Source organism: Lysinibacillus sp. G1-3 (assembly GCF_056322905.1).
Window position 1 is genome coordinate 47,849 of the sequence record NZ_JBWHYQ010000026.1, and the last position, 16,478, is coordinate 64,326.

The window sequence follows — 16,478 nt, forward strand, 5'->3', positions numbered from 1 at the left end:
CTACATACTGAAATCTTTCGGAGTACCAATGTCTTTAGGACGTTGCTTCAAAATGAAATGAAACTATTCCCTACAATCATTTAGAAGTTATAGTTCTACATATCTCTAACAAAGTATACTTAAAAAAATGTCTGCTTAAGTTGTAAACAGACATTTTTTCCAGGGATTTTCCTTCGCCAGTAAGAGTGAATCAAAAGAATCTTTTAACACTTCGAATAACCAAATAAACTAATGTACGCGAATTCAGGTTCCTGAGGGCTGGGAATTTGAGCCCATGCTGAATCGTCTCCAAAGAAAATTGATTCATATCGCGCCTATCCAACCATAATCCATTTTTTCAGGAAATCCCTAATCGTTCACAAGTAACGGATGCAATTAAGTTTCTTCTTTCCCAAAATTATAGAAAGGTAAGTATTTTTTGGATGTATGTCTATTGAATAGAAATATGCTGATGACTAAAATGAAAAATAACTACATTTCAAACTTAGCCTTCATTTTGCTTTTTCCTAATCTCAACAATGTTCTTCCAGATTGCCCTATCAACTTTGGCAAAACTACGAATGCTAGGCGTTGTATTTACTTCAAATAATATAGGTTTTCCTTCAAGATTTATTCCAAAATCAATGCCATATTCTCTACAAGGACAGTGGGATGCTATTACTTCAGCTGCTAAAATTGAATCTTCTTTTAGAGAATCTATTGTTTGATCTTTCTTTGTATTATCCATCATCAAATAACCTGATAGTAATTCTTCAATCGATATTGCTTTAGAACCCCGATTTGAATTGACAATCCCATGATCCTCAGTTGCAACCCTTCCGTAAATTCCACCAATTACCCATTTTCCCTTTAGATTTTGAACATGAACACGAATGGATATTGAATCCCCATCAGGGGTGAGACTTTTGACCCCTTCCTGTATAATATAATTTCCGCTTAATCTACCGTGTTTCTCATATGGATGTAGAACTTGGTGGAAATCCTCAATCGCTGCTACACATTTACTTATTTCTTCACCTTGCATGGTAAATCCGTTAAAACAATAGTGTCCATCTTTTCTTTTGTAGATTTTATAAATTGCTCTTCCTTGTCCGGCACTATTATGTTTCACATAAATATACTCATATTTATTTAATAAATAGATTAGGTTTTCTAGACTGTAAAGTGTTGATTCTGGAATGCAGTTAGTTGTTAAAGGATTTTGTTTTAAAAGTAAGAATTGTTCCCATTTTCCAAGTCCATTTTTCAATAAACTCACCTCATTTAGTTAGATATTTTTATTTCTTTTTTATTAATAGTTTAGTCCTCTCCACTTATGGAGCTTACTGTATTGTATGCAAATAGATTTATCTCGCATGGGTAGGTGGGACTTGATAACGTGACTAATATCACCCATTTTTCTATTAGAGTCATAATAAATTTACTACACTAGAAAAGTAGCATTATGTTGTTTTCAATACATCCATTTTATTACTTTCAAAATCATTAGTTTCTAATATATTTGCCCCAATAATCTTTACTTTTAGTTATATAGATATGTCGAGTAGTATGGAGTTGGGGTATATTGAAAAAAAGATGAACTTTTTAAAAAAAATGGCTGTTTTCTCAAAGATTGTTGCTGTAAAACATAAAGACAAGTAGCCGGATGAAGAAGAGAAATTTCCTAGGAAAAGGATGCATCCATTTAAAGCAGAAAACGGCAGCAACAAAAAAAGAGTTAATCCCAACGAAGGTAGGAAATTAACTCTTTTTTATACTATAAATCTTGAAGTTCATTAACAGTGATAAATTTATAACCCTTATTTGAAAGTTCCTGTAGTATACCTTCAATTGTTTGGAGCGCTTTGCCCGTTTTATCATACATTGGATGCAGCAAGATAATCGAACCAGGTTCAATATTCTCAGTCACATATTTTACTTTGTCAGAAACCGTAGTGTAAAAAGTATCTGGTTCAAGGTTCCAAGTTATAGTTTTTCTTTTATGTTTATTTAGGTAATACGGCAACCCTATCAGCTTTTTCCCATTAGGTGGCCGAACATCAATTTCACCTTTGTAGCCTGTATTACGAATCAATTGATCTGTCTTTTCTATTTCATCTTTGTAATAAGAGGGTGTTTTGAAAATCATCCGATTATGCGAATAGGTATGATTCCCAATTTGATGTCCTTCTTCTGCGATTCTTCTTGCTTCCTCTGGAAATTTTTCTATTTCTGCACCTATCAGAAAAAAGGTAGCTTTAGCATTGTACTCTTCCAATAGCGGCAATATCTGATTTGTGTTATCCGCCGGACCATCATCAAAAGTTAAAGCAACTACTTTTTGATTCGTCTCTACTTGTTTGGTTAAGCCCCCAAATAACTGATACGTCCTAGAATTCATTAATTTATAAGTGCCTAGTAGTAGAAGGAAAACTAAGAGAATCCCTATCCCAATCAATACCAACTTCTTTTTCATAGCAATCCTCTTTCCATTCAGGAGTTTTAAATACCGTTTACCATTTTATCAAAAAGCGTTAGTCCTTCCAAATCAAAGGCAACAGCAACAGCCAAAAATATTCTGTATTCTTTTCTTCGTCAAAAATCCAATTTAGAAAGTTCTACCGAATACTGTTCTCCCTACCTACTTTTTTTTAAGCAGTATTAAATAAAATCGTTTTGAAATTAAGGCTATTTTAGCATTCCTTATTAAACTATCCTACCCTGTTAGTGTAACAAGAAAGGTTAGTTGAAGAGCAACAATCTTTGCGAAAACAGCCTAAAAAAATATATTCAAATAAACTTGAATTTTTAACGGAAGCCCATAACGGTCTTTCCGCAAAAGTTGTAGAGGAAGTCGGTTTTAAAGGGATTTGGAAGAGATTATTTAATCTGTTATAGATGGGGTGAGAGACGCTGAAAGCTGTTACGAAATAAAGAGAAATATAATCCTGGCTTGCGTGAGGACGATGTCTGTAGAAAGTGCATTCGAGGTGGTTGAAAAGAGGAAAAAGTTCCTTGGAAAAGGGGTAGTAGCAATTGACCTATATGCATCCGAAGAAGAAGGATTTTGTGAAAAATTCGTAGATCCAATCGCTTTAGCCAATATGGCTACAGCGTCACTATTCATGCCGGTGAAACAGGAATTGGTAAAAACGTTCTAGAGGCTGTTGAACTGTTGGTGCTGAAAGATTAGGACACGGAGTATTTATTAAAGATTGTGCCGGGCATATAAGATTGTGAAAGAAAGAAAGAAAGGTAGTGCTTGAAATGTGTCCAACACGTAATGTCCAAACGAAAGCTGTTCATCATTATTCGAAATATCCGATTTATAAGTTTCATAAAGATGGAATAAAAGTGACATTTAATACGGATAACAGAACAGTATCAGATACGATAAACTGAATGCTTTCTTCAAAAATATTAAAACGTTCTTTAGGGGATAAAACTAAAACTAATACTATTCCCCTTTACTAAAAGCTCCCTAATACCCAAAAGGCTTTCGGGAGCTTTCTGTCCGTTTATTGCTGTGATATCAACTTTGTTTTATCTATTTCACTCAGGAATGTTGCGCCGAGTAAAAGGATAGCGCCTAGTACTTGTAGTGTCGTCATTTTCTCTCCTATAATCATCGTCGAAATCAGTAATGATGTTAGCGGATCAATATAGCTTAAAATAGCTATACTTTGCCCTTTTAGATGACGCATTCCGAAAAAGAACAAATAGAAGCCGATCCCAGCATGAACAATACCCAATGCTATAAGTAAACTAATTGATTTCATATCAATTTGCATTATTTGGAACCCATTGGTCCCAAAAAGGTAAAGCGCTAGGAATAACGCTGCTAAAGCAAGCTGAATAATCGTATTATCAGGTTCTTTTAATCCACGGATATACTTATTGGTGAATGTAACTATTGTATAGAAACAAGCTGCAATAAGCCCATAGACAATTCCGATATAATGTTCGCTCGTTTCGGTAGTTTGACTTTGGACGATAAAATACAGGCCTACTAGCGCAACACAAACATAAAAGATTTTCCGTGCATATATTTTCTCTTTCAAAACGATTGGTGATAAACAAATTACTAGTACTGGAGCAAAATAGTAACTTAGCGCTGCATTTGCGATGGTTGTTTCCTTGTACGCTTGGAAAAGAAAAATCCAATTGCCGCATAAAGCAAAGCTCGAAAGTATCAATGGCCATTTATTTTGCAAAATAGTTGTTTTCGTAAATTTTTCTTTTTTAGAAAGGAACACCAAAAGTAAAAAACAAGAGCCAATAAGACTCATCCAAAAGGCTATTTCACTTGAAGGCAATTTAATGTATTTTGCAAAAACACCGACAGCGCCAAAAATAATCATTGATACAATAAAAGATAGTTTTCCGCTCATTTCTAATTCCTTCTTTCTACATGTATATAGTCTCCGATATACAGTAGAATCTATTGAGAATTAGCAAGCTTTTATCGAATGCCTAAACAGTAGATTCTACTGTAAAGACATTGTTGGGGGTGCTATTGTTCGATACATACTTATCCCTCCTTAACGAAATTAATTGTAACATATTTCTGAATATTCAATCTAGATGCTATTTTTTGATAAGTACTAAAACGATAAAAATTAATTGAAAACTAGCATGCTAGATAAGTATAGGAGTTAATACAATGTACGGGAGAACAAAATTAAAAAGATTGGAGAAGAGACGATGGATACAAAAGAGCTAAGAAACGCCATTGCTGAAACATGTGAAAATTATGATAGCCTATATGCTCAGCTAGTAAAACCGATAAACCAATTATTAATCAATGTAGACGCTTCAATAAGTGAAGATACAGCGAATAAAATCATTGAAAACCTGAAGTTATTTTACAATGGAAATAAAAACATTACTGAATGTCACTTCGATGAGAGCGAAACCTTCTTAAAGGAAGGTATTGAACTTCTTCAGAACGGCGATCTTGCGAATGGCGCATTACAAGTTTACGGTGCCGGTTTAAACTTTGCCTGTTACAACCTAAAAATCCGTGAGCTAAAAAATGAAAATCCATACAATCATTTCGAAAAAAATTTTAGCCTTATTATAGACTCACTAAAAAAATAAGCGCAAGAAAAAAAGAAAGAGCAAATATAAAATGTACCCTATAAGATAGACACTTTCAAAAAGGTCATCTTATAGGGTATTTTTGTTTATAATGAAGAAAAAAAACGAGCGGTGGTTAAATAGGATGACTAAAAATTTATTTTCGAAACAACAACAGGCGCAATTAAAATTAAATCCATACGTCAAAACGGTAAGTGCGAAAGCCATTACTTATACGGATGAATTTAAGGAATTTTTTATTGATGAATACGATAAAGGAAAATATCCAAGTGAAATTTTTCTTGAGGCGGGTTTTGACATTGAAGCCCTTGGTCCAATGCGTATTCGTAGAGCTTCGAATCGTTGGCGTACGGCTTATAAAGAACATGGGCTAACAGGTTTAGAAGATGCCAGAAAACATACTTCAGGTCGCCCTTTAGAGCGTGAATTAAGTTTAGAAGAAAAATACGCCCGCTTAGAGGCGAAGATGAAATTGTTAGAAGCAGAAAACGAACTTTTAAAAAAACTAGATCAACTCGAAAGGCAGCTGATGAGGAAGAAATCAAAATAAGTACTGTACAAAAATTTGAATTAATCCATCAGATTATTGAAAAATATCAATTAAAACGAATGGTGCGTTATCTTTGTGAAATTGCAAATGTTTCACGCTCAGGTTACTATCGCTATTTTAAGGAAGAAGCTGTCTTGACTCGTCAAAAACAGAATGAAGAAGATGAAGTGGTGAAGGAAGTTATTTTAAAGGCCTTTCATTTCCGAGGACGAAAGAAAGGTGCACGTCAAATAAAAATGACACTCGAAAACCAATATGGAACTACATACAACCTCAAGCGAATCCGTCGCATTATGAAGAAATTTAATATCATCTGCCCCATTCGAAAAGCGAATCCAGCACGTCGTATGGCAAAAGCAACGAAGGAACATCGCACATGCCCTAATAATTTACACCGTAACTTTAAGCAAGGTGTGGCAGGAAAAGTATTACTAACCGATATCACATATTTAACATATGGAGGCGGTAAACGTGCTTATTTATCAACGATAAAAGACGCCGAAACAAATGAAATTCTAGCCTATGAAGTATCTTCTACATTGAGTATAGAAATTGCGCTCAACACGTTACATAAATTGAAGAAGCATCGCCATTTAAGAGAAGATGCCTTTATCCATTCGGATCAAGGTTTCCACTATACGAATCCAAAATTCCGAGCCTTAGTAAAGAAAATGGGCTTAGGACAGTCCATGTCACGCCGAGGAAACTGTTGGGATAATGCGCCACAAGAATCATTCTTTGGGCATTTTAAAGATGAAACAACTATTAGAGCATGTGAAACATTAGAAGAAGTAAAAAAAGAAATAAATAGTTATATGATTTATTACAATCATTATCGAGGGCAATGGAATTTAAAAAAGCTGCCGCCTGCAAAATACAGACAGCAGCTACAAAAAGTTGCCTAACCTTTTTATTAATGTCCTTTACAAAGGGTACATTTTAATATTAAAAGGCTCTTTCTTTTTTAGTATGTCATTATTTAAACTCTAACTCTCCATCATAAGCAAGCATGCCGCCTTCAAGGTTTGTTACGTCAAAGCCTTGAGCTTCTAGGTATGCACAAGCATTTGCTGAACGTCCGCCTGCCTTACAAACGATAATGTATGGCTTAGAAGCATCTAATTCTTCTAAGCGCTCAGGGATTGTCCCAAGAGCAATGTGTTGAGCACCTGGGATCATGCCTTGTGCTACCTCATCCTCTTCACGAACATCAATAATGTATAGGTCTTCGTTCGCATCTAATAGTTCTAATACTTCTGTTGTATCCATAGATTTCATCTGTGTAGTCCTCCAATATGTCAATTTCCTCTTACATTATAGCCTGAAGGCAAAAAAACAGCTAGTGTCAAGAACACTAACTGTTTTACTCTAGTTATCTGTCTCTAAAAAATCCACTTGCTTCGCTGGAACAAATGTAGAAATAGCGTGTTTGTAAATAAGGTGTTGTTTGTTATCAGCATCTAGTAACATTACTGTAAAATTATCATAGGATTTCACAGTTCCTTTTAACTGAAATCCATTTAACAAAAACACAGTTACAAAAACATTATTTTTACGTAAATGGTTTAAGAATGTATCTTGCAAGTTAATTGATTTCATCAAATATGCCTCCCTATACTCTCTTTCTACCTATTCATTCCTATAGTAGCATGTTCTACCAATTTATCAATTAGTAATTTTTAGAAATTAATTAAAGTCTTTCGTTATTTTTAACAAAATAGACATCCATTTTGTTTCGGAAGTATGTTAGCTGTCTTTTCGCATAGCGGCGAGAATTTTGCTTTAAGCTGTCAATCGCCTCTTCTAAAGAGCATTTACCATCTAAGTAATCGTATAATTCTTTGTAGCCGATTGCTTGGATTGATTGCACACCACGAATATCTTTCTGCCATAAGCCCTTTACTTCTTCTAAAAGCCCTTTTTCCATCATTATATCAACACGACGGTTAATACGATCATAGAGCACTTCACGTGACATATTTTGCCCGAGCCCTAAAATCACATGATTGTACAGCGGAACCTCCCCACGATTGTGTTCTTCGGATGCCTTTGAGACGCCACTAAGCTCAATCATCTCTAACGCACGTATGACACGGCGAGTATTATTTGGATGAATTGTCTCCGCTGTTTGTGGATCAAGTTTTTTCAGCCTAGCATGCATCACCTCTGGACCTAATTTCTCCAGCTCTTCATAATAGGCTTTTCGTGCCACCTCATCTACCTGCTCCTCTGTAAATTGAAAATCAAAGAGTACTGCCTGCACATATAAACCTGAGCCCCCTACAATAATCGGTAGCTTGCCACACATTTGAATTTCTGCAATTTTAGCTCGTACTAATTTTTGATAGTCAGCTACTGAAAAGGATTCTGTTGGCTCTTTGAAACTTAGTAAATGATGGGGTACACCCTCCATCTCTTCTTCCGTAATTTTAGCTGTACCAATATCTAAATCTCGATAGATTTGCATGGAGTCACCGTTGATGATTTCTCCATTATATTTTTTCGCTAACTCAATGCTTAGTGCTGTTTTCCCAGATGCTGTAGGTCCTACGATTGCTACGACCTCTGCCTGTTGTATTTTATTTTGTATCATATTTTTCTAACCACCGTAATAAAACTTGATAGACTGCCTCTCGATTATCCTCATTTAGGATTTCATGGCGCTTATCCTCAAATAAGTAGACCGTCACGTCCTGTATGCCTGCTTCTGTAAATTGTTCTGCAACAGCGTACACACCTTGACCTTGTTCTCCTACTGGATCTTTGCTACCACTTATCAATAATATCGGTAAGTCCTTCTTTACCTTTGCTATTTCACTTTTTCGATTTAACGACCTGAAACCTGTTGTTAAATCGACAAAAAATTGATTTGTTGGGATAAAGCCGCAATACGGATCATCTATATATTTTTCCACTTCGTCCTCTACTGAACATATCCAATCATAAGCAGTCTTCGAATTCGGGAACTGTTTATTAAAGCTACCAAAGCTCAGCTTATTTAATAACTTGCTCTCTGTCTCTTTACCAAGCTGTTTGGCTAATACTTTCGCTACTAAATTCCCCATCGTATGCAATGCTGTAACATTCCCTGTTCCACATAGAATCACATGATCCACTTGATCGCTGTACAATTGTATATATCTTCTAGTAATGAACGATCCCATACTATGACCAAATATAATTAATGGTACATCTGCAAATTGTTCATGCAAAGATGTTACTACTTCATGCGCATCCTCTACGACACGATCAAACCCATTTTGTTCAGCAAAAAAACCTAATGTGCCATTATAAGCAGCTGTTTCTCCATGCCCTCGATGATCATGCATTGTCACTGCGTAGCCCGCTTCGTTTAGGCTATTGGCAAATGTCACATAACGTCCACTATGCTCCGCCATCCCATGCAATATATGAATATGACCAATACATGGATTTGATGGCTTTAATGTTCGTGTAAACAGAAAATGACCATCTGACATTTCAATATAACGCTCCATTGCTTACACTCCTTCCTCTGCAAAATTTGTTGCATCTAAAATAGCTTGCTCTAGTTGAGCTACATAAGTATTTCTTTGTGACTCTGTATAGTGAAAATGTTGTTGCATAACTTGAATGACCTGCTGTTTATAACGTTTTACTGCATCAATATCGAAGTATAATAAGCCTGTTCGACGAATAAAGAAATCACTTGGCGTATACACCATTTCCGCTTCTATGCCATAAAGTAACATGGCATGTAAAACTAAAGGCATCGTACTTCCATGCTCATGTAAATATTTCACCTGGTTATATAATGCGTCAACATTTGTCCCATATTTTTGTACAAGCTGTTTTGCTTCATCATAATTAAGGCCATACTGAACGCCCTCTTTAGCTTTATAAGAACTATAATCAGGGAAATTAATGGCATTAATGCCCTTTGCACCGGAAAGTGATAACTCACGTGTCACACATAGACTTGCGTGCTTATATTTATGGATTTTCACAATTTTATCAACGATTGTTTCTGCCATTTGACGGTAACCCGTTAATTTTCCACCAGCAATTGTTATTAGCCCACTTGGAGCCGTCCATATCTCATCTTTGCGTGAAATTTCGGATGGATTCTTGCCTTTTTCATAAATAAGTGGACGCACACCTGCCCACGACGATTCAACCGTATCTCTTGAAATATTTGCAGTTGGAAACACTGTTTTTGCAGCTACAATTAAATAATCAACGTCCTCCTGGGTAGCGACCGGATGTGTAGGGTCTCCCTCGTAAACTGTATCTGTTGTTCCTACATACGTTTTACCATCACGTGGAATTGCAAAGGCCATACGCCCATCCACTATATCAAAGTACACGGCTTGCTGTAATGGAAAATCCTTTTGATCAAGGACAATATGAACTCCTTTTGTGAGACGTAATTGTTTTTTGTCTGCTACTTTATCCTTTTGGCGAACCTCGTCCACCCAAGGTCCAGTTGCATTGACGATTTGCGCAGCATGCACTTCCATTGTTTTCCCTGTAACATGATCCGTCACTTGTACTCCAACAAGCTTTTTCTTCTCATATAAAAACCCTGTCATTTCCGCATAATTTAAACAAAGTGCCCCGTATTCCACAGCTTTTTTCAACACTTCAATTGTTAGACGGGCATCATCTGTACGATATTCAACGTAATAGCCTCCACCAATAAGCTCATCTTGATTGAGTAAAGGCTCTAGCTCTGCCGTTTCTTGAGCGTTTAACATTGTTCTGCGTTCATGCTTTTTAACACCTGCTAATCGATCATATACCTTCAGTGCCATTGATGTTGTAAAAGGTCCAAGTGAGCCTTTCTTATATAATGGTAGTAACATCTTTTCAGGCGTTGTCACGTGAACAGCATTGTCATAAACAATTTCACGCTCACGCCCAACCTCGGCTACTACACCTACTTCAAGTTGCTTTAAATAACGAAGTCCACCATGAATAAGCTTTGTTGAACGGCTTGATGTGCCAGCAGAAAAATCCTGCTTCTCAATCAAAGCGACTGATAACCCCCTCGAGGCTGCATCAAGTGCTATGCCAGCACCAGTAATGCCTCCACCAATGACTAAAACGTCAAAGCTATATTGCTCTAAAAAATGCATAATTTTAGGACGATGCTCAAATGAAAACATACCTTTCTCCCCCATTTGCTATAAATTGAAAATACGTGTAACTTCTACTAAATATGCCATCCTATATAACTAACAATAATGTTAAGCATAGAAATTCTAATTCCACTTCAATTACATTACCCGTTTAAACATTTTTTCCACTTCATAAGATGTAAAATGAATAAGTACTGGACGTCCGTGCGGACATGTAAATGGATTGTCGGCATTGCGTAAATCTCGCAATAACACTTCCATTTGCTCTTTCGTTAAATAATAATTGGCCTTTATCGACTTTTTACAGCTCATCATAATCGCTGCCGCTTCACGTAGTTTTTTGACGTCCGCTTTTTTAGTTGTCAACACTTGTTCAATTAAGTCCTCAATAATTTCCTGTTCTTCCCCTTTAGGGAACCAGCTCGGATGCTCTCTCACGACAAATGATGCCTGCCCAAATTCCTCTAAAAATACGCCTACAGCTTCTAACTCCTGTCGATTTTCTCTTAAAATAAGAGCCTCGTCAGCAGCATAATGGAAAGTCAATGGCAGCAATAAAGCCTGACGCTCATTTGGGTTCACCTGACCGACCTTTTCACGGAAAAATTCATATTTAATACGTTCCTGAGCTGCGTGCTGATCAATTAAATAAAAGCCATCCTCCATTTGCGCAACAATATATGTGCCGTGAATTTGCCCTACCACTTCAAGTGCAGGGAATGGTTCCTTCGTAGGCTCATCCTCCAAAACTTCCATTGGTCCTTCTAACGTCACTTCTTCTTCAGGACGATTCACTTCCATCACTGGTGTCGGTTGCCAGCTATCTTCAATAGCAGTAGGGACGGATTCAGATTGTGGCACTATCGGATCTAATGTGTTGGATTCCTGAACAGTTTGTACATCATAAAGTTTCTCTACAATAGCATTCATTTTCTCCACATTAAGCTTCGGTGCAGGTTTCCAAATATTTAACTGCTCCGTCTCAGACTTTGCCACTTTCTCCTTCTTCTCCATTTGCGGTACTCGAATAACATGGCGGATTTCCTCTCGTATCGTTTCCTCAATTAGCTTAAGAAGCTCAGGCTCCTTACTTAAACGTATTTGATGCTTGGCAGGATGAACATTGACATCTGTTAAATAAGGATCTCCCTCTATAAAGAGCGCTACAATCGGAAAACGTTCAATGGGCAAATACGTATGATAAGCATCTACAATCGCTTTTTGTATTAAATAATGCTTCACCCAGCGACCATTCACAAATAACGACATATAGTTTTTCGAGGCACGAGTCACCTCAGGTAGTGATACAAAGCCAGAAATTTTATAATCCTGTGATTCTCCACTGAATGCCACCATTTTCTTAGCATTATGCACACCGTAAATGGCTGCTAATACTTGCTGAACATCCCCTCGTCCATTTGTTTGTAACAATTGCTGGCCGTTATGCAGCAATCTAAACGCAATTTGTGGATTTCCGAGCGCAAGGCGGTTCATTAGATCAATTGTATGTCCAAGCTCGGTTTGTATTGTTTTCATATATTTTAATCGAGCGGGTGTATTGAAAAATAGCTGGGCTATTGTAAGATCTGTTCCCTTACGCAAAGGGCCAGGTTTATGTGTGGCGATATGCCCACCCACAAGCTCTAAATACGTTCCTGATTCACCATTTGATGTAATCAGTGTCATTTTTGACACTGATGCAATGGAAGCTAATGCCTCACCCCGGAAGCCAAGTGTACGAATTCGAAATAAATCATGCTCCTGATGAATTTTACTTGTCGCATGACGAGAGAATGATATTAATGCATCCTCTTCGTCCATACCACTACCATTATCAATGACCTGAATTGAAGTGAGGCCCGCTTCTAGTAAAAAAACATCAATGGACGTACTTCCTGCATCAATGGCATTTTCAACAAGCTCTTTAACTACAGAGGCCGGTCTTTCTACTACTTCCCCTGCCGCGATTTTATTGGACAGCCACTCGTCCATAATTTGTATTTTTCCCATAGCGCATCACTCCTTTACTTTTTTGCATTTACTAGTTGTTGCTGTAATTCATATAAAATATTCATCGCTTGCATTGGTGAAGTGCCTAGAATATTTACTTTTTCTAGGTTTTTAAGCACCTCAGATTCTGCAGGAGAAATTGGTTCTTCCTCTGTAAATAGGGACATTTGCATTGGCTTTTCATCAACTTCCTGTACTACTGCTGCTTCGTTTTCGGCTTCGTGCCCTGCCTCGCGTCCCGCCTCGAAGTTTTCAAGCAGTACTTGTGCTCTTGTTAAAATTTCCTCTGGTAATTGGGCAAGCTGTGCTACATGAATCCCGTAAGATTTATCAGCAGCCCCCTTTTTCACCTTATGCAAAAAGACAACCGTGCCATTTTTTTCAGTAGCAGATACATGTACATTTTGCAGTCGAGGAAGCTCCTTTTCAAGTGCCGTTAATTCATGATAGTGAGTTGAGAACAGTGTGTTTGCTCCAATTTTATCATGGATGTATTCCATCATAGATTGAGCAAGACTCATCCCATCATAAGTAGATGTCCCGCGACCAATTTCATCAAATAGCATTAAACTATTTTTTGTAGCATGCGTAATAGCATGCTGAGATTCTAACATCTCCACCATAAAGGTTGATTGTCCCGCTGCTAAATCATCTGCGGCACCAATGCGTGTAAAAATCTGATCTGTAATTGGTAATCTAGCTTTTTCAGCAGGCACATAACAGCCCATTTGTGCCATCACAACAATTAGTGCAACTTGACGCATATACGTACTTTTACCGGACATATTCGGACCTGTAATCAGCATCATATTGTTATTATCCTCAAGAACACAATCGTTTGGTACATACATTTGCTTATTGAGCATTTTCTCAACAACTGGATGGCGCCCTTCAATAATTTCTAGCGCACGCCCTTCATGAAACTCAGGCTTCGTAAAACGATACTTCTCTGAAACACTCGCAAAACTTACTAGTACATCCAGCTCACTAATGCTTGCCGCTAATGCTTGTACACGTGGAATAAACGCCTTTAATTCATCACGTATTTCCACAAACAAATTATATTCTAACGTTAAACTTTCTTCCTCCGCATTTAAAATTAATGCTTCTTTTTCCTTAAGCTCTTGCGTAATATAACGTTCAGCATTTGCCAAAGTTTGCTTACGTTCATAGCGAGTTAAATCAGCTAAATGGATATTAGATTTCGTAATTTCAATATAATAACCGAAAATTCGATTGTAGCCGATTTTTAAGTTTTTAATACCTGTTTTCGCCCGTTCCTCTTGCTCCAGCTGTGCAATCCAATCTTTCCCATTCCGTGAGGCATAGCGTAGCTCATCTAAACGCTCATTATAGCCATCGCGAATGACGTCACCCTCTTTAATCGTAATTGGTGGGTTGTCCGTAATTGCACGAGCTAAAAGTGCCTCTACATCCTCACACGTATCAAGTGCTACACCTAGCTTTTGCAATGTTTCCTTATTAGCACCACGTAATTGCTGCTGAATTACAGGTACTTGACGCAATGAATCACGTAGCTGTGCTAAATCACGTCCACCTACATTACCAAAAGCTACACGTCCAGCTAAACGCTCTAAATCGTATACTTGTTTTAAAGAGGCTTGAAGCTCTGTTCTTACAAAATACTCCTCTAACAAATCCGTGACATTCGCTAGTCTCGCTTCAATGGCAGAACGTGAAGCAAGAGGTTGGTGTAACCATTGCTTTAATTTTCGCCCGCCCATTGCAGTCACGGTGTCATCTAACAACCATAAAAGCGTGCCCTTTTGATCGCCGCCGCGAATAGATTGAATTAGCTCTAAATTACGCTTAGAGCTAGAGTCAATACGTAAATAATTTTTCATTTCATTATACGTAAATGTTTGAATATGTGATAATGAACGCATTTGTGTTTTATCGATATAATGAAGTAAACGAAGGCAAGCAATTTGTAAATCATTCGGCACCGCTTCTACATAATGTGCAGCTTTAGCCAACGTCATTTCATCTGTTTCAATAGAAAGGACGATACCGACATTGACTGCATGCTCTGCTAATAGCAGTTGCAAATTTTCTGTGACAATTAATTCGCGAATTCCGTATGCCTGCATTTGCATTAAAAGTGCTTTACCGTCGCCCTCAATAGAGGAGGCTACTGCTTCACCTGTAGATAAGTCTAAATAAGCGTAGCCAAATGTCGTATCATCAAATTGCTCCGCAGCGCCAATAAAATGATTGGATTTACCATCGAGCGACTTACCTTCCATAATCGTACCCGGTGTAATAAGTTGTACGACTTCACGCTTCACTACACCTTTTGCTTGCTTCGGATCTTCTGTTTGCTCACAAACTGCAACCTTATAGCCCTTTTGCACAAGTGTTTCAATATAATTTTTTGCCGAATGATGTGGAACACCACACATTGGAATTCGCTCTTTTGCACCAGCATCTCGGCTCGTTAATGTAATTTCTAACAGTTGTGAGGCATTAATAGCATCCTCAAAAAACATCTCGTAAAAGTCGCCTAATCTAAAAAATAAAAAGGCATCCTTGTAATCTTCCTTTACCTGCAAATACTGTTGCATCATTGGTGTATATGTTGTCATTTTAATAATTCCCTCGCTCTAACCATATAGATATTTTTATTATAACAAAAGATACATGCGAAACGCTTAATTCACCTTTTTTAAGATGCTAGCGCTTCGCATGTATTAAATCTTCAATATTATCTTGGTCGTTCATCAGGAAACGATGAGGACTCTAAAACAAACCTACCTTCTTCACTAGAGCTAGACGATGAGCTGGAACTGGAGCTAGATGAAGACGAAGATGAGCTCTCTTCAAAGTTCCATTCTTCTTCGAAATCTAGTGGATGTACACTAATACAAATCGTCGTTTCTCCCATTACCTCTACAACGACTTCACGTTCTACTAAGATTTCAAATTTCGTACCGCATGGAGAAATGATTGCCTCTATGCAGTTTGGCTCTTGAATGACACGTACACGTACATCATCACCAACACTTACTTCGCCTTCTCTAAATGAAAGCTTCACTTTGTCTTTATAGTGCACCGTTTCAGAAAACACTGCTGTTTTCGAATGATTACTATAGGCATACCATACATTGACATCAAACTTCCCTGATACTTCTACAAATTTACCGACTTTTTTCGCGGAGCAAGTATGATTAATAACCCAGCAACCGAGAATGCTTGTCGGCTTATTTGATGGACATAATGTTACACGTTCTTCTGTTCTCTTCTTCCCCTTGGCAACTACTGCTCTCGTCACGATTTGTCGTAAACGTTTCAGCGCAATTCCTCCTTCGACTCTTTTCACTCCATCATATGCAGGTAGCGCCTATTGGGTGAACATATATTTTTATAGAATCGAATTAAGGATTAAATTCATTTTACATAGTATGTTGTCAGAAACACGCTAATATCTATGAATATTGAAGCTTCGCCCTGTGCGAAAGCGTAGCGACAGCAACAACAAAGCGCCCAGTCGGAACGGAAATCAACCCCTCGTTTTGCCGAAGAGACATACTATTGAACAGGCATCTTCATTTCATTGACACAATAACTTTTTAACAATCGAGTAGGAGGGAGTGATTAACTCCCGACCTCTCACACCACCGTACGTACGGATCCGTATACGGCGGTTCAATTAAGATGAATAACGCAAAGTTTCGTAACGAACTTGCAGACTTTTCAGG

15 protein-coding genes are annotated in these 16,478 nt (G+C 37.5%); 4 read left to right on the forward strand and 11 right to left on the reverse strand.

The window, feature by feature from the left end; genetic code table 11:
- Positions 1 to 484 precede the first annotated feature (484 nt).
- Both ACVYAD_RS22415 and ACVYAD_RS22420 read right to left on the reverse strand, forming a co-directional pair.
- Positions 485 to 1,249 (reverse strand): YheC/YheD family protein, encoded by a 765-nt coding sequence (locus tag ACVYAD_RS22415; RefSeq protein ID WP_349659677.1) that lies wholly within the window; start codon positions 1,247 to 1,249, stop codon positions 485 to 487.
- 507 nt (positions 1,250 to 1,756) lie between these two features.
- Positions 1,757 to 2,455 (reverse strand): polysaccharide deacetylase family protein, encoded by a 699-nt coding sequence (locus tag ACVYAD_RS22420; RefSeq protein ID WP_349659678.1) that lies wholly within the window; start codon positions 2,453 to 2,455, stop codon positions 1,757 to 1,759.
- 490 nt (positions 2,456 to 2,945) lie between these two features.
- On the opposite strand from ACVYAD_RS22420, the gene ACVYAD_RS22425 reads away from it, so the two are divergent.
- Both ACVYAD_RS22425 and ACVYAD_RS22430 read left to right on the forward strand, forming a co-directional pair.
- Complete coding sequence (locus ACVYAD_RS22425) at positions 2,946 to 3,140, forward strand: hypothetical protein (RefSeq protein ID WP_476428007.1); 195 nt, start codon at positions 2,946 to 2,948, stop codon at positions 3,138 to 3,140.
- Between the two features lie 106 nt (positions 3,141 to 3,246).
- A complete protein-coding gene (locus ACVYAD_RS22430; RefSeq protein WP_476428008.1) occupies positions 3,247 to 3,381 on the forward strand; it encodes a hypothetical protein in 135 nt (44 codons plus the stop codon).
- 116 nt (positions 3,382 to 3,497) lie between these two features.
- On the opposite strand, the gene ACVYAD_RS22435 is transcribed toward ACVYAD_RS22430, so the two are convergent.
- On the reverse strand, positions 3,498 to 4,370 hold the full coding sequence (locus tag ACVYAD_RS22435; RefSeq protein WP_349659680.1) for a DMT family transporter: 873 nt from the start codon (positions 4,368 to 4,370) through the stop codon (positions 3,498 to 3,500).
- A gap of 313 nt (positions 4,371 to 4,683) precedes the next feature.
- Here ACVYAD_RS22435 and ACVYAD_RS22440 point away from each other — a divergent pair, with 313 nt between their 5' ends.
- Positions 4,684 to 5,079 carry a hypothetical protein gene (locus ACVYAD_RS22440; protein ID WP_476428009.1) on the forward strand — a complete coding sequence of 132 codons (396 nt, stop codon included), beginning with the start codon at positions 4,684 to 4,686 and terminating at the stop codon, positions 5,077 to 5,079.
- Positions 5,080 to 5,203: 124 nt separating this feature from the next.
- A protein-coding gene (locus ACVYAD_RS22445; protein ID WP_476428010.1) for an IS3 family transposase occupies positions 5,204 to 6,534 on the forward strand; the annotation gives its coding sequence in 2 pieces (ribosomal slippage) (positions 5,204 to 5,588 and positions 5,588 to 6,534; 1,332 coding nt in all).
- 70 nt (positions 6,535 to 6,604) lie between these two features.
- Here ACVYAD_RS22445 and ACVYAD_RS22450 read toward each other — a convergent pair.
- From ACVYAD_RS22450 to cotE, 8 genes are all read right to left on the reverse strand, one after another.
- Positions 6,605 to 6,907, reverse strand: a complete 303-nt coding sequence (locus tag ACVYAD_RS22450) for a rhodanese-like domain-containing protein (RefSeq protein ID WP_349659682.1) — start codon at positions 6,905 to 6,907, stop codon at positions 6,605 to 6,607.
- 90 nt (positions 6,908 to 6,997) lie between these two features.
- A complete protein-coding gene (gene hfq / locus ACVYAD_RS22455; protein ID WP_349659683.1) occupies positions 6,998 to 7,228 on the reverse strand; it encodes an RNA chaperone Hfq in 231 nt (76 codons plus the stop codon).
- Between the two features lie 91 nt (positions 7,229 to 7,319).
- Positions 7,320 to 8,222, reverse strand: a complete 903-nt coding sequence (gene miaA, locus ACVYAD_RS22460; RefSeq protein ID WP_476428011.1) for a tRNA (adenosine(37)-N6)-dimethylallyltransferase MiaA — start codon at positions 8,220 to 8,222, stop codon at positions 7,320 to 7,322.
- A complete protein-coding gene (locus tag ACVYAD_RS22465) occupies positions 8,209 to 9,126 on the reverse strand; it encodes an alpha/beta hydrolase (protein ID WP_476428012.1) in 918 nt (305 codons plus the stop codon). Before ACVYAD_RS22465 ends, miaA begins: the two co-directional genes overlap by 14 nt.
- Before the next feature lie 3 nt (positions 9,127 to 9,129).
- Positions 9,130 to 10,776: a glycerol-3-phosphate dehydrogenase/oxidase gene (locus ACVYAD_RS22470; protein WP_476428013.1), complete on the reverse strand. Its 1,647-nt coding sequence runs from the start codon at positions 10,774 to 10,776 to the stop codon at positions 9,130 to 9,132.
- A 111-nt stretch (positions 10,777 to 10,887) separates the two neighbouring features.
- Positions 10,888 to 12,759 (reverse strand): DNA mismatch repair endonuclease MutL, encoded by a 1,872-nt coding sequence (gene mutL, locus ACVYAD_RS22475; protein WP_476428014.1) that lies wholly within the window; start codon positions 12,757 to 12,759, stop codon positions 10,888 to 10,890.
- 14 nt (positions 12,760 to 12,773) lie between these two features.
- Positions 12,774 to 15,365, reverse strand: a complete 2,592-nt coding sequence (gene mutS / locus ACVYAD_RS22480; RefSeq protein ID WP_476428015.1) for a DNA mismatch repair protein MutS — start codon at positions 15,363 to 15,365, stop codon at positions 12,774 to 12,776.
- Between the two features lie 119 nt (positions 15,366 to 15,484).
- Positions 15,485 to 16,099 carry an outer spore coat protein CotE gene (gene cotE / locus ACVYAD_RS22485; RefSeq protein ID WP_349659689.1) on the reverse strand — a complete coding sequence of 205 codons (615 nt, stop codon included), beginning with the start codon at positions 16,097 to 16,099 and terminating at the stop codon, positions 15,485 to 15,487.
- Positions 16,100 to 16,478: the final 379 nt, after the last annotated feature.